The organism is Paenibacillus sp. FSL H8-0079, assembly GCF_037991315.1.
GTDB lineage: Bacteria > Bacillota > Bacilli > Paenibacillales > Paenibacillaceae > Paenibacillus.
On sequence record NZ_CP150300.1, the window covers coordinates 1,219,223 to 1,233,533 of the forward strand.

Sequence of the window (14,311 nt, forward strand, 5' to 3'; positions counted from 1 at the left end):
AGTGGGGAGTTTCATGACACATGTTTCTCCCTCCCATAGCCCATAGAAAGGAGCTGAAACGTTGAGAAACCAAATCGAATTTGAGGTATCTGGTAAATATGCGCTATTTACCGATCCGCTCACGAAACTTGGAGGAGAAAAATTTTCTTATCAGATTCCTACATATCAAGCCCTCAAAGGGATCGTTGAATCCATTTACTGGAAGCCAACGCTGATCTGGATTATAGACGAAGTCCGTATCATGAATCCAATTCAAACGGAATCGAAGGGCATGCGTCCGATTGAATACAGCGGGGGCAATACACTGGCCTATTACACCTATTTAAGAGATGTTCGATATCAGGTGAAGGCTCATTTTGAATTTAATCCTCATCGTGAAGATCTGGTACATGACCAGAACGAACACAAACACCACAATATCGCAAAACGAGCTGTCCAGGTCGGAGGACGAAGAGACATTTTCCTGGGAACTCGTGAATGTCAGGGCTACGTCGAACCTTGCCAGTTCGGTAAAGGAGAGAGCTTCTATGATCGTATAGGTGAGCTTGATTTTGGCACAATGCTACATGGAATCAGTTACCCGGATGAAACAGGAAGCAATGAGAGAGAAGTTCGTCTGTGGAAAGCGAAAATGCAGCATGGTGTCATTCGGTTTATCCGTCCGGATGAATGTACATTGGTACGCAAAGCTGGAGAAGGTACAGCTAAAATTTTCGATGCAGGGAATATGCAATCTGTAGATGATCTTCACTCAGAATGGTTCGGAAATGAGGTGAGTGAATGAGCTGGCTGGCCAATTTGAGCAAAACGTATGATGATCATGCCGATGTCGTAGGGCAATTTGAAATGAAGAAAAGCGGCAAGGAATACGCCTTGATTCCAATCTCGCACACAACCCAGACAGCGCATATTGAAGTGCATCTGAATGAAAAAGGAGATATCGTAAATGCCAAAGTAGTAGAAAAGAATGATGGCAGCACGATTATCCCTTGCACCGAAGCTTCCGCAAGTCGAACGAGTGCGCCTGTACCGTATCCGCTTTTTGACAAGTTAGCCTATGTTGCAGGAGATTACACTCAGTTCTGCGGAGAAGCCAAGGGAACACCGTATCAGGATTATTTGATTCAATTGAAGGCTTGGTGCGAATCTCCATTTAGTCATCCTAAAGTACAGAGCGTACTTAATTATGTCAGCAAAGGCACGCTCATCGCTGATCTGGTCGATAGAGGGATACTTCATGCAGATCACCAAGGAAAGCTATTGGAGAAGTGGACGGCAGGATCTGGTGAACAGGAAGGCGAGAAACCGAAAATTTTCAATGTTATTGCTGCGGATCAGAGTGGTGCATTTGTCCGATTTGCTGTAAATATTCCAGGAGAGCCCGAATCCAGACTATGGCGGGATGCTTCGGTACAACAATCATTTATCCAGTTCTACGAGATGAGTTTGCAGGACAAGGATATCTGTTTCGTGACAGGTAATTATCTGCCAGTTGCTGATAAACATGCTTCTCGCATACGTCACTCAGGGGACAAGTCCAAGTTGATCTCCGCCAATGACTCCAGTGGATTTACGTATCGGGGGCGTTTTCGTACCAGTCGTGACGCAGCGGTAGTCAGCTACGAAGCTTCACAGAAGGGCCATAACGCATTGAAGTGGCTCATTGATCGACAAGGAACCACTATAGACGGCAAAGTTTTTCTGGTGTGGGGTAGTACAAGTCTGGATATGCCAGAACCTCAAGAAGATTCTTTTAGTTTATGGGAAGATGAAGATGATCATGAAGCACTTGCTGGTGGAGATACAACACATAAGGATTTTGCCTTGCAAATCAGGAAGGCGATTGGTGGCTATCGATACGATGGGGAGTATAACTCTAAGCATGAAGTGACTTTGATGACACTGGATGCGGCCACACCAGGGCGAATGTCGATTATGTATTATCGGGGTTTAGATCAGAACGAGTATCTGGACCGGATAACAGCTTGGCATGAGAGTTGTTACTGGATACATCGTTATCGTAAAAATAAAAACGACAAACCCGTCTTGTTTATTGGGGCGCCCGCGACCAAAGACATTGCTTTTGCAGCCTATGGCCCACGAGCTAGTGACAAAGTAGTTAAAGGACTCATGGAGCGGATGCTTCCATGTATCATTGATCAACGTCCCATTCCGCTGGATATTGTTCGCAGTTCTATCCAACGTGCATCCAACCCTGTAGGCATGGACAATTGGGAGTGGGAGAAAACACTGAGTATTACTTGCGCACTTGTTAATAAGAAGGAGGGGTATGGAGTGAGTCTGAATACAGAAACAACGGATCGTAGCTACGTATTTGGCAGAATGCTTGCCATTGCAGATGTATTAGAGAGAAGTGCTCTGGGTAAGGAGGAAAAACGGGCAACAAATGCCATTCGCTATATGAACGCCTTTGCGCAACGACCAGGCAGAACTTGGAGCATTATTCAATCTAATCTCCAACCTTACCAAGCGCGTATGGGGACGGGTGCCAGATATTATAATTCGTTGCTAGATGAAGTTGGAGACAAACTACAGTTGGAAGATTTTACGGACAAGCCACTTACGGGATTATACTTACTAGGTTTTTACAGTCAGCGTAATGATTTATATACAAGCAAGAAAGATAAGGAAGCTGCAGCTGTACTTGATAAAGACGATGAAAACCAATTGAACGAACAAGGGGATAACTAAATGAGTACACTTGATCACAAAATCGATTTTGCTGTTGTGCTGTCTGTTCGTAATGCCAATCCAAATGGTGATCCACTGAATGGAAACCGCCCTCGTCAGAACTATGATGGTTTAGGGGAAATCTCGGATGTATGCATCAAGCGTAAAATTCGTAACCGTCTGCAGGATATGGGAGAGTCTATTCTCGTACAATCCGATGAAAAACGTAATGATAGTCACCGTTCCATTAAAGATCGTGTCGATGCCAATGAGAATGTGCAGGAACATGCCAAAGGCAAGAAGGCAAATAAAGATCTATATGCTGAGGCTGCTTGTCAGTCATGGATTGATGTTCGTAGCTTTGGACAGGTGTTTGCTTTTGGTGGAGGGGAAAGTGTATCTGTGGGTATTCGAGGTCCGGTATCCATCCATACCGCTGTAAGCTTAGATCGGATTGATATTTCCAGCATGCAAATTACGAAGAGCGTAAACTCTGTTACAACGGCTAAAGATCCGGACAAAAAAGGATCGGATACGATGGGTATGAAGCATCGAGTAGATTTTGGAGTATATGTATTCTATGGCAGTATCAACACGCAACTGGCTGAGAAGACCGGCTTTACATATGAAGACGCAGAGAAAATTCGTGAATCACTGAGAACGTTATTTGAAAATGATACGTCCTCTGCCCGTCCTGACGGTAGTATGGAGGTGCACCAACTGTATTGGTGGGAGCATAGTTCCAAGATGGGGCAATATTCATCTGCGAAAGTACATCGTTCTCTGCACATTGAATTGAAGCCAGACGTAGCAGAAGCAAAGTCTTACGACGATTATAACTATACGGTGGTGCCACTGGAAGGCTTGGCAGTCCAAGAATATGAAGGACTATAACGAAGAGGATTATCTGCTGCTATCAGGTATTCAGCATTTTAATTTTTGTAGAAGGCAGTGGGCATTAATTCATATTGAACAACAGTGGGAAGACAATGTGCGTACCATAGAGGGAGACCATTTGCATCGAAAGGCAGATCAACCAGCGCTTCGGGAGAAGCGAGGAGATAAACTGGTAGTTCGTGCACTACCTGTACAATCGAGAGAACTCGGAATCACAGGTATCTGTGATGTAGTTGAGTTCATTCGTGATCCAGATGGTGTTCCACTTGCTGGGGAGGAAGGGTTATACCTTCCTTTTCCTGTTGAATACAAACGGGGGAAACCCAAACGAAATGATTCCGATCACTCCCAATTGGTAGCACAAGTCATGTGTCTTGAAGAGATGCTTGTATGTGATATCCACAAGGCCTATTTTTATTATGATGAGATCAAGCACCGGGTGGAAGTGGTCATTACTGAAGCAGATCGGGTGCGTGTTAGGGCCAGTATTAATGAGATGAGACACTACTTTGAACGCAACCATACGCCCAAAGCCAAGGCCGGACCACATTGCCTGAGTTGTTCCTTGAACAATATATGTGTACCGGATATCTTGAATAAGCGTTCTGTTTCAAGTTACATCGAAAGCAGGTTGAATGAATGAAAAAGCTGCTGAACACCTTATTTGTGACATTACCCGATACATACCTTGCATTAGATGGCGAAAATATTGTGGTGAAGCAGGAGGAAGAAATTCTTGCTCGCTATCCGCTTCATAATTTGGAGGCTGTATGCACCTTTAGCTATGCTGGAGTAAGTCCAGCATTGATGGGGGCTTGTGCGTCACGAAATGTTAGTTTGACGTTTATGACACGGACGGGACGATTCCTAGCACGTGTCATTGGTGAGGATCGAGGAAATGTAGTCCTTCGTAAAGAACAGTACCGCATATCTGACAATGAGGAGCGCAGTGCGCGGGTTGCTCGTAATATGATTACAGGAAAGTTGTATAACAACAAATGGATTTTGGAACGTGCAACACGAGATTATGCATTACGTGTAGACGTAGAACGGTTGAAAAAGGTAGCCAATTCACTTGGTGAGACGATGAAACTCTTACGTGAAGTGGAACAATTGGATATATTGCGTGGTTTGGAAGGCTCTGCTGCTGTGCAATATAATTCGGTGTTTGATGATCTGATTCTACAACAGAAGGAGTCATTTTACTTTTACGGACGGAGTCGGCGACCGCCCTTGGATAAAGTAAACGCGTTATTGTCCTTTGCTTACACTTTACTGGCTAATGATATGAAGTCTGCACTCGAATCAGTTGGACTTGATGCATATGTTGGTTTTTTGCATCGCGACCGTCCTGGCAGAGCTTCTCTCGCACTTGATATGATGGAAGAACTCCGAGGAGTGTATGCCGATCGTTTTGTGCTTTCGCTCATCAACAAGAAGGTAGTTAACGATAAAGGATTTTATATCAAAGAAAATCTTGCCGTAATTATGGATGATGATACACGAAAGAAAGTATTAAAAGCGTGGCAAGATCGTAAACAGGATAAGATTATGCACCCGTATTTAAATGAGAAAATACCTTGGGGTCTTGTACCATACACTCAAGCGTTACTACTGGCAAGATATATACGTGGGGACCTGGATGAGTATCCCCCGTTTCTGTGGAAGTAGGTGTAATGATTGCTTATTTTGATTACGTATGATGTAAGCACAATAGATAGTGAAGGCCGAAGAAGGCTATCCAAAGTGGCGAAAAAGTGTGTGGATCACGGTCAGCGAGTGCAGAACTCAGTGTTTGAATGTATACTGGACGCTACTCAATTTAGACGATTGAGATTTGAACTGGAAGAATTGATTGATAAGGATACAGATAGTCTTCGATTCTATAACTTAGGCGATAATTACAAAAGTAAAGTCCAACATGTGGGTGCTAAAGATTCTTATGATATGGGCGATCCGTTAATACTTTAGTAGGTGCGAATGCCAAGCTCACATGATTTCCCTGGGGAATTCGCACCTCGAAACTTGTCGAAAAGGTCTTTTTTGTGACCTTTTGGCAATGATTTATGGTCGAAAATTTGTGATAACCGTTTTAAAGTAGTAGAAATATCGAAAATACGCTAATAGTTATTCTTCAAGCATAGTTATTACGTCACTTTTCGCTGTCGCACTCTGTATGGAGTGCGTGGATTGAAATCCAAAGGGTCGGGGTCGATATCCGGTTTCTCCATGTCGCACTCTGTATGGAGTGCGTGGATTGAAATCTGTAAACGTAACTTTTGTACCTCTATACAGTGGTGGTCGCACTCTGTATGGAGTGCGTGGATTGAAATACGACTCAAGAACAACTTCCGAGTAAATTCCTGCTCGTCGCACTCTGTATGGAGTGCGTGGATTGAAATTTCTGTCATGTTCGGACCCATTGCAATGTGCAACTGGTCGCACTCTGTATGGAGTGCGTGGATTGAAATATATCCGTCACCCCTTGATTGATTTTCTAGGACGTCGCACTCTGTATGGAGTGCGTGGATTGAAATGGTAACGGCGCAACTATAGGAACGCTTGGCGATAGTCGCACTCTGTATGGAGTGCGTGGATTGAAATTCATAAGAAAACAGCCTGTAGTAGAAGATGGCGAGGTCGCACTCTGTATGGAGTGCGTGGATTGAAATACGAAACTACCATTCGCGGTCTAATCCGCAAGTAAGTCGCACTCTGTATGGAGTGCGTGGATTGAAATATTTCTGGATACTTCCATCTTATTAAGCAGCTCCAGTCGCACTCTGTATGGAGTGCGTGGATTGAAATAACTTTGCGCATCAAATCACCTTGGGCGATCTGCTGTCGCACTCTGTATGGAGTGCGTGTATTGAAATCTTGGAAGCGGAAAACCGCCCACAAACGAGTGTGGTCGCACTCTGTATGGAGTGCGTGGATTGAAATTTTATCGAATAGAGCTTTTACTACAGCCAAGAACGGTCGCACTCTGTATGGAGTGCGTGGATTGAAATCTGATCGGAGGGCTTTTAAATGCTTGATTGATTAAGTCGCACTCCGTATAGAATGCGTTGGTACAACTAAAAATGGCTTGTAGTTAGTTTTGTAGTACAACGCTTTGTAATCTTTGGTCAAAATCAAAATTGGATTATTGCATGAATAGACAACTACCTATTTTTCGCTGGAAAACCTGCCTTTACTTATTCGACTTAAATGTAAGAAAAAAATGCGTTTTCCCACATTTCTCGGCTCCACGCTTCATGGTGTTACTTCGTTGGCTCGGGCACAGATCTTTGGAATGGGAGAGTAGCGAAAGGCTTTCGAACCGACAGACATTTTTTTGAAATCAGTATGGCAGATCTGTAAACAGGGATAGTTCATATGAACGCAGCTGCATTAGAAAACCTGTCTGCCGGATTGTATTTGAATGAGATGTATTGATACTCCAGTCGGAAAAGGGAATCGGTGGATTGAGTGGCATGCTGGGTTCACTATCGTTTGAGGGGGAACATTCTCCCTTTATCAATTGGCTGAACGCTGCCCGTATTTTACATATTGCTAGGAAATCTAATTTTGGTTGTGTACAGATCGATGTGACCTACAGGTCAATGTGATTGCAGATCGTAATACAGGAGGAATGACATGGATAACACAGAAAGCTATGCGATATGGTATTCAACAGTTGCAGATTACGACAAAATTATGGCCCAGTTCGTGCAGGACGCAAAGGGATCTTGTTCGTTTGAACAGGATTTTGATTTGGTTCATAAGTATATGGACTATGATCATGCTGTAATGATATGGTACGGTCAACAGCACGGGGAACTTGGTAAGGTTATACGGATCCTAAATCCTGCGCTGGACGAAGGGTTTTCGTTCATCATTGATCCGGTTGCGGAACTTTTGGAACAGCAAGGTGTTGACCAGATCAGTTACCTTTTTGCAATGCCTGAGGTGTGTTACGAGGGGCAAATCCATTCTAACGGCATGCTGGAGTTTTTGGGGAATGTCAAATGCGAGCAAGAGACTAGCGAGTGGATGGCTGAGCTTTTACGTGATCTATAATCTTTGAGCAGGAGTGATTACTGTCGTTTGTAAAGCAACAAAAGATGAAATGATACAGTATCGTCTGGAAAACTTGTCCAAGCTTGCCATACCGCCAAGGGATCATCAATGATTCTCGTGAGGTATGTTTCATGCTTTTTGGAGGGTATAAAGGACTTATGTTATGCAAATTGTTTAAAAACATAGATTTTGATAAACTTGATATTGCTGTATATGTGGATCTGCTAGTGGAACTGTCCTATGGAATGATTCAGATTGTGGATGGCCATGAAGAAATTTGAGGCAGGTGCGAACCCCAAGCTCACATGATTTCCCAGGGAGATTCGCACCTCGGATTTTGTCGAAAACGTCCTTTTCGTGACCTTTTGGCAACGATAATCTTGAATGGATACTGATTTATCATAATGAATGGTCATGTTACTTGATAAAGAACGCGGAAATACGTAGTGATGGTCTGGAAATATAACCTTGTTACGTCCTTTTTCGCTTCGCACTCCGTATGGAGTGCGTGGATTGAAATATGATACTCTGTTTCTAATTCCTTTAATTCTTCGTCGCACTCCGTATGGAGTGCGTGGATTGAAATCCCTTCATCTACACTCACTTGGCCACTGCTTGGTAGGTCGCACTCCGTATGGAGTGCGTGGATTGAAATCTGTAAAGCGGAATATCGTCCTGTCTTAGATTCGCGTCGCACTCCGTATGGAGTGCGTGGATTGAAATTGAAAAATAAATTGAATCACGCGCTGAGATAATGGGTCGCACTCCGTATAGAGTGCGTGGATTGGAATTCCGGGCTGCCGTGTTCCAGAGATGACGCTTGCATGAAGTACACCAAGGAGGGCATTGCCCAAAATAACTAATCCCTGTTCTTATGTGTTAAATGACTAGAATAGCTAATCGTAAAAAAGCTTGTAACTATGTCTTAGTTGAATCCGTCTAATAGGTTGAGGTGATTGAGCATGAAACCATTTAAATATTGGAGCCAACGTTTGAGTATACTTTTGATTCTAGTCATTATTGTTGGCTGCGGGACATCGAATAAGGGCGAAATAACATCCAAACCCCAGGAAACGGATACGAAAGCAGCTTCAAAGGAATCAACGGAGAGATGCCCGGGAACCCTTGAATGGATTGATTTTCTGATGATTCATAATGTTACATATTTTCAAAACAACGAAGGGGTCAAAGTGGTACCTGCTGAACAAATTGGGGATAGGATAGGGGAAGTAACCTATATGCTGAACGATAATGTATGTGCGGATCACGTGACCGAGAATGGTGATGCGGCATATCTTCCGATTGGAACGGTTATATATGAACTGAAAGGTTATAAGTCGCATTATCGCGTCGTAGCGAATAATAAAGTTTACGAAGCAAAAGAAAATCCCAATGCGAAGACAATGGGAGACCTGATGGACATTGAAGACAAAGTTGAGAGAGTCAGCCTTGAAAGCGGAAATGATGGCAGTCCAATCGGTGACTTCCCCCAAGAAGCCGCATCCGAATTCATGAACGAGCTTTTGCCATTGCGTTATGTTGGCTTTGATGAGGTATATAAGAAATCCAAGCATGAGACAGGGATTTTTTTGCGTGTGCACCTTCAAGATGGAACATCTTTTCGAATGGTTTACTATCCGAAAGCGAATGCTTTCTCAGCAGGTGCTTTTGGAACAGAAAAGCTTCAATCGTTAATCGTGTCGCAGAGAAAAGAAATTAAAGCAGCTGCCGGATTATAGGGATTGGAGAGGAGGTCCAGCATTGAGACATTTCTCCTACATCCTGATGATGTGTCTTGTCCTACTCGGTTGTTCCGAATCATCAGTGGAAAGCAACGATACAGCACCAGACCAAATTCAAAGAGAAGGACAAATGATGACGGCAACCAGACAATCAGGGGAGTATGAACTCCGGTTAATTGTCCACCAATCTGGTGATCACAACTTCACTTTTCAACCGGGAATAAAATATAGAGGCCAAGATGCCAACAATGAGATATATCATTCCAAAGATGTGTTCGATATAGATCTGCAAATGGATGGAGAGACGATTCTCCCGCTGAGGTCGGGCACCAGTGAAGAATTGATAACGAAATTAACGAAAGATAGCTGGTATTCGAATGAAGTTGAAATAACACTCACTCCAGAGCAGGTTCAACAACTATCGAATGGTGAGATCGATGTTATTCTTAGCGCTGTTTTTCGATCCGAACAATCCGGTTATAATGACGAGAAAAAGATGATTATAAGTGGAGAAGAAATATTGTTTAGACAAGTAAATGCTGATCAAAAGGAATAAAACACCTGGTAACCAAAAAAAACCAAGGCTTCGAGTATAATCACTCATGAGCCTAGGTTTTTTTGGCATTACATGTAATGTACTAACGATTTTTCAACGTATCTTAAATTTCCTTTACCTTGAAGAACGAGATTAACTCTTGCAACTGCTCAGATACTTCCGCCAGTTCGTCAGAGGCGCTGACGATTGAAGCCATGGAGGCTTCCTGTTCAGCAACGGATTGTTCGATGCGTTTCGTGCTGTTCGCCGCCTTGCTGACATTTGCGGATAATTCATCCGCGGTAGCAGACATTTCTTGAGTGCTTGCAGAAATCTCTTCAGTAGAGCTGGAGATATCCTGAATCTGGTTCGCAACCTTATTCGTAGCATTCAAAATGTTTTCGAAGAATACGCCAGTCTCCTGGGTAACCTCCAAGCCTTTCGTTACTTCCTGAGAGCCCAAATGCATGGCTTCGGAAGACTGCATGATGTCCCGCTGAATTTCCTCAATCAACTGTCGGATTTGCTTCGCTGATTCCTGGGATTGCTCTGCCAGGTTACGTACCTCACCTGCAACAACAGCAAAACCTCTTCCTTCTTCACCTGCGCGGGCAGCCTCAATGGAAGCATTAAGCGCCAGCAAGTTGGTTTGTCCTGCAATCTCCGTGATCAGGTTGACAATGTTACTAATCTGGTTCGAGTTATTTTCCAAAGACTGAATCGAGTTTGACGTATTTTGCACCGCACCGGAGATCAGGCGCATCTGTTCAATAACTTGCTGCATTACCACATTACCCGTGCTGGAGCGTTGCTCCATACTGAGTGCTTCGTCAGCCACATCGGCTGAACTGCTCGCAATTGTCTGCACTACCGTTGACATCTCTGTCATAGCGCGTGCGTTCTCCACGGTGGCTTTATCCTGAGACACCAAGCCAGTGGATATTTCACGAATGTTGTGACTGATGGATTGAATATTATCGTTGTTTTTCGCTGAAATCTCCAAAAGCTGTTTAGACGAATTCGAGAGGTGATTGGACGTGGTTTGCACCTTGAATATCGTCGTGTTGAATCGTTCGATCATTGCATTGAACTTCTCGTTGATAATACCCAGATCGTCCCGGCCTGTTTGAATAGTTACATTCAGATTACCCGTGCTGACTTCCTCGATTCCCTTCATCAGGTTGCGAATTGGCAGCAACGTTCTTTTGAGCAAAATGAATTGCAACACCATGAACAGGATCAGGAAGCCGACAAGGAACATCAATCCGTACGTAAGCAATTCATTAAGTCCTTTTGGAACGGCACTTGCATCGACATCGAAGTAAAGAGCAGCGTACATGGAACCATCTGCGTTATTAATCGGGTAGATCAGGGTGGTCCAAGTTCCATACTCATCGGTGTAGAAATCACTGAAGGCAGGCTCTCCGTCCTCTTTCATCTGTTCCAGCACCACAACGTTATTCTCGGGCAGCGGGTACATGGCACCTGCGGGCAGGTTACCTTCCTCGAATGGTTGCAATAGGTTCGTTGGAATTGCGATGATGGACGTTCCATTTCCTTGTTCAAGTTCTGAACCGAAAATGTACGCCTGAGCGATATTTGGATAGAACTCATGGATGGAATCGAGATAAGCTTTCATTTCCTGCTGTACAGGACCGGTGTAGCTTTTTTCACTGGCGGCTTTAGCGACTTTGGCCGTGTCCAGATCATCGTACCATTTCTGGGTGATGACGGTGGCTTGGTCGTGTAACTGTTCGACTAGAATGTTCTTTTGCAGCTGGTAAGCCACGGTAATCAGGATAATACCAATTAAGGTGATGCTACCGAATGAGATCACCAGATTTTTAACAAAGAAAGGCATGGTACTCCAACGAAGCTTATTAAACAAGGTTGTTCACTCCTTCTACGATTGTGACAAAGGACTTATCCTGGGCGTTGTACACGCTATGTAATTGTTGGATCAAATGCTGTGGAATCGTTTCCTATATATCGTATCTAATCAAATTCTCTTTTGGTTCTGAAAAGCTTTTTCATCTTGTCTTTTAATATTCACGTATATGAACTCCAGGTAAGTTCTACTCCTTAGTTATATCGTTATTTCGACATATTAATGTTAGATATTTCTAGTAAAATAGGTCTTATGAACTGGTTCCGCGGGATTATATTGCGCTTCCATATAGCTTCACGTATATCGATGGAGGCTTCTTTGGCATAAAGCTTCACGGGTGTTTATTGAGATGTATACCATTTAAGATTCACTAAAGGTTCGTCCTCTACCATGGTTACATAAGCCTCAGTTGCTTAACAGAAACCTAAAAGGAGGATTCATCATTTGAATATTTTATTACGAAAAGTTGCAGTTACGGCATTGTCCGTGACCATGGTAACGTCATCTTTTGGCCTGATTGCAAGTCCGAATGCGGCATATGCCGCAGAGAGTACAGCGACAACCACGAGTGCAGGCGTGACGCAAGCTTATGAATCGTTGTTCCAGACGGATAACGTCATTGATGTGAATGTAACCATTGATGATGCAGACTGGAAGAGCATGCTCGAAAGCCCGCTGGATAAGGATTATAAGAGTGTTAGTGTGGAAGTGGACGGCAACAAGCTGGACAACGTCGGTTTCTCCACCAAGGGGAACCTGACTCTTAAAGCTGTAGCTTCAATGGAGGATTCGGACCGTTACAGCTTCAGACTGAAATTCGATAAGTACGACAAAACGCAAACGCTACTTGGACTGGACAAAATGGTACTGAACAACAACTACGCCGATCCATCCTACATGCGTGAAGTTCTTCACTACGAAGCACTTCGCAGCATTGGCATGGATGCACCGATGACGAACTACGTTAATCTGTATGTTAATGGCGAGCTGGTTGGTTTCTATACTGGGGTTGAAGCCGTGGATGACAGCTACCTGGAGCGCAACTACGGTGAGGACTACGAAGAAGGCGTTCTCTATGATACGGATGAGAAGAGCTATCTTCAATATGAAGAGGGCAGCGACTACAGTACAATCACCAAAGACTTGGGTACGGATAAGGACAAAGCCAAGCTAAAAACCTTCATCCAAACGCTGAATGAGATGCCAGAAGGTGAAAAAGGCGATATCGAGAGCGTACTGGATGTGGATTCGGCGCTACAGTATATTGCAGGCAACATGGTTTTCGGCAACTATGACAGCTATAACGGCGACAAAGGGCACAACTACATGCTCTACAGTGATGCTAATGGTAAGTTCACGGTTGTTCCTTGGGACTTCAACATGTCCTTCAACGGATATTCGGGTGGAGGCGGACGTGGCACAACGACCGGATCAACCACGATCAACACCAACGCAACGAACGTATCTGTAGATGAGCCTGTACTAGGCATTAGCATGGAAAATGTACCGATGATTAACAACCTGCTTGCTGTGCCGGAGTATAAGGGAAAATATTTGAGCTACGTCAATGAATTGACGGACTATATGGAAGGTATTCAGGATCGTATCACTGGTCTTGCCAATGAGATTCGTCCTTATGTGGAAGCAGATCCCACGAAGTTTTATACGACAGAACAGTTTGAATCCAACATCGCTTATTCTACAAACGCAGACGTAGCAGGTGGCATGGGCGGTACTCCACCAGAAGGATTTGAAGGTATGACACCACCCGAGGGCATGGAAGGCATGACGCCGCCTGAAGGTTTCGAAGGAATGACACCTCCAGATGGAACAACACCTCCGACTCAGCCAGGTGCCGCAACTGGAAACGGTACAACAGATTCAACAACGGGTACAGACAGTACGCAGACACGCCCTGGCGGTAACTTTGGCGGCGGTGGAGGCGGAGGCATGGGCTCCATGGCTGCCGGATCACTGACGACATTTGCACTGAACCGTCTTGCGAATCTGCAAGAGCAACTTGGACGTGAGGTTACGCCTTTGCCTGAGACTTCGGAAGAGACAGGTTCGAATACTTCATCCGGAGCAACAGATACAACGATTACCGTAACACTTGATGGTAGATCGATTACATTCCCGGATCAGGACCCGCTGCAGCAAAGTGGCCGAGTAATGGTACCTGTTAACGCAATTCTCGAAGCACTGGGTGCAGAAGTGACGTGGGACAAGACGGCGAAGACGGTCACAGCTATTTTGAATAACCAGACCCTTGTACTCAAAATCGGAAGCAGCACGGCCACTGTAAATGGGGAGAAACTCGAAATTGATTCACCAGCCATCATTCAAAATAGTCGCACACTCGTGCCTGTACGTTTCATCTCAGAAGGACTGGGATTGACTGTGGATTGGGATCAAACCGCTGCACAAGTAAGCCTTACATCCAAATAAGAAATATCTCCTGAAGAGCAACGTTGTTGTACGGAGAATACGAAAAGG

Annotated in this window: 12 protein-coding genes and 2 CRISPR repeat arrays; of the genes, 11 read left to right on the forward strand and 1 reads right to left on the reverse strand. The window is 44.3% G+C overall.

What is annotated here, in order from left to right:
* Window positions 1–61: 61 nt before the first annotated feature.
* The 10 genes from cas5c to MHI06_RS05375 all read left to right on the forward strand — a co-directional run bounded on the left by cas5c (window position 62) and on the right by MHI06_RS05375 (window position 9,948).
* Window positions 62–784 (forward strand): type I-C CRISPR-associated protein Cas5c, encoded by a 723-nt coding sequence (cas5c, locus tag MHI06_RS05330; protein WP_169480347.1) that lies wholly within the window; start codon window positions 62–64, stop codon window positions 782–784.
* Window positions 781–2,712, forward strand: a complete 1,932-nt coding sequence (gene cas8c, locus MHI06_RS05335) for a type I-C CRISPR-associated protein Cas8c/Csd1 (protein ID WP_169480346.1) — start codon at window positions 781–783, stop codon at window positions 2,710–2,712. Before cas5c ends, cas8c begins: the two co-directional genes overlap by 4 nt.
* Window positions 2,713–3,585 carry a type I-C CRISPR-associated protein Cas7/Csd2 gene (gene cas7c, locus MHI06_RS05340; protein ID WP_169480345.1) on the forward strand — a complete coding sequence of 291 codons (873 nt, stop codon included), beginning with the start codon at window positions 2,713–2,715 and terminating at the stop codon, window positions 3,583–3,585.
* Complete coding sequence (gene cas4, locus MHI06_RS05345) at window positions 3,572–4,231, forward strand: CRISPR-associated protein Cas4 (protein WP_169480344.1); 660 nt, start codon at window positions 3,572–3,574, stop codon at window positions 4,229–4,231. The genes cas7c and cas4 overlap by 14 nt, the downstream gene beginning before the upstream one ends.
* Window positions 4,228–5,259, forward strand: coding sequence for a type I-C CRISPR-associated endonuclease Cas1c (gene cas1c / locus MHI06_RS05350; RefSeq protein WP_340400724.1), 1,032 nt, complete (start codon window positions 4,228–4,230; stop codon window positions 5,257–5,259). The genes cas4 and cas1c overlap by 4 nt, the downstream gene beginning before the upstream one ends.
* 9 nt (window positions 5,260–5,268) lie before the next feature.
* Complete coding sequence (cas2, locus tag MHI06_RS05355; RefSeq protein ID WP_090955121.1) at window positions 5,269–5,559, forward strand: CRISPR-associated endonuclease Cas2; 291 nt, start codon at window positions 5,269–5,271, stop codon at window positions 5,557–5,559.
* Window positions 5,560–5,752: 193 nt separating this feature from the next.
* Window positions 5,753–6,667: a CRISPR direct-repeat array (repeat unit 33 nt; unit sequence GTCGCACTCTGTATGGAGTGCGTGGATTGAAAT).
* Between the two features lie 560 nt (window positions 6,668–7,227).
* Window positions 7,228–7,650 (forward strand): hypothetical protein, encoded by a 423-nt coding sequence (locus MHI06_RS05360; protein ID WP_169480342.1) that lies wholly within the window; start codon window positions 7,228–7,230, stop codon window positions 7,648–7,650.
* 158 nt (window positions 7,651–7,808) lie between these two features.
* Window positions 7,809–7,931, forward strand: coding sequence for a hypothetical protein (locus MHI06_RS05365; RefSeq protein WP_282435656.1), 123 nt, complete (start codon window positions 7,809–7,811; stop codon window positions 7,929–7,931).
* A 206-nt stretch (window positions 7,932–8,137) separates the two neighbouring features.
* Window positions 8,138–8,441: a CRISPR direct-repeat array (repeat unit 33 nt; unit sequence GTCGCACTCCGTATGGAGTGCGTGGATTGAAAT).
* Between the two features lie 171 nt (window positions 8,442–8,612).
* Entirely contained in the window at window positions 8,613–9,389 is a 777-nt protein-coding gene (locus tag MHI06_RS05370) for a hypothetical protein (protein WP_169480341.1), read from the forward strand.
* A 22-nt stretch (window positions 9,390–9,411) separates the two neighbouring features.
* On the forward strand, window positions 9,412–9,948 hold the full coding sequence (locus tag MHI06_RS05375; RefSeq protein ID WP_340400725.1) for a hypothetical protein: 537 nt from the start codon (window positions 9,412–9,414) through the stop codon (window positions 9,946–9,948).
* A gap of 103 nt (window positions 9,949–10,051) precedes the next feature.
* On the opposite strand, the gene MHI06_RS05380 is transcribed toward MHI06_RS05375, so the two are convergent.
* The gene (locus MHI06_RS05380; RefSeq protein WP_340402057.1) at window positions 10,052–11,788 is read right to left on the reverse strand and encodes a HAMP domain-containing methyl-accepting chemotaxis protein; all 1,737 of its coding nucleotides are present in this window, start codon (window positions 11,786–11,788) and stop codon (window positions 10,052–10,054) included.
* Window positions 11,789–12,259: 471 nt separating this feature from the next.
* Between MHI06_RS05380 and MHI06_RS05385 the strand changes: the two genes are divergently transcribed.
* Window positions 12,260–14,263, forward strand: coding sequence for a CotH kinase family protein (locus MHI06_RS05385; RefSeq protein WP_340400726.1), 2,004 nt, complete (start codon window positions 12,260–12,262; stop codon window positions 14,261–14,263).
* Window positions 14,264–14,311 lie beyond the last annotated feature (48 nt).

Bases quoted from the DNA above. Each gene is read 5' to 3' on its own strand.
- cas1c (WP_340400724.1), top strand. From the start codon at position 4,228: ATGAAAAAGCTGCTGAACACCTTATTTGTGACATTACCCGATACATAC.
- MHI06_RS05370 (WP_169480341.1), top strand. From the start codon at position 8,613: ATGAAACCATTTAAATATTGGAGCCAACGTTTGAGTATACTTTTGATT.
- MHI06_RS05360 (WP_169480342.1), top strand. From the start codon at position 7,228: ATGGATAACACAGAAAGCTATGCGATATGGTATTCAACAGTTGCAGAT.
- MHI06_RS05365 (WP_282435656.1), top strand. From the start codon at position 7,809: ATGTTATGCAAATTGTTTAAAAACATAGATTTTGATAAACTTGATATT.
- cas7c (WP_169480345.1), top strand. From the start codon at position 2,713: ATGAGTACACTTGATCACAAAATCGATTTTGCTGTTGTGCTGTCTGTT.
- cas4 (WP_169480344.1), top strand. From the start codon at position 3,572: ATGAAGGACTATAACGAAGAGGATTATCTGCTGCTATCAGGTATTCAG.
- MHI06_RS05380 (WP_340402057.1), bottom strand. From the start codon at position 11,788: ATGCCTTTCTTTGTTAAAAATCTGGTGATCTCATTCGGTAGCATCACC.
- cas8c (WP_169480346.1), top strand. From the start codon at position 781: ATGAGCTGGCTGGCCAATTTGAGCAAAACGTATGATGATCATGCCGAT.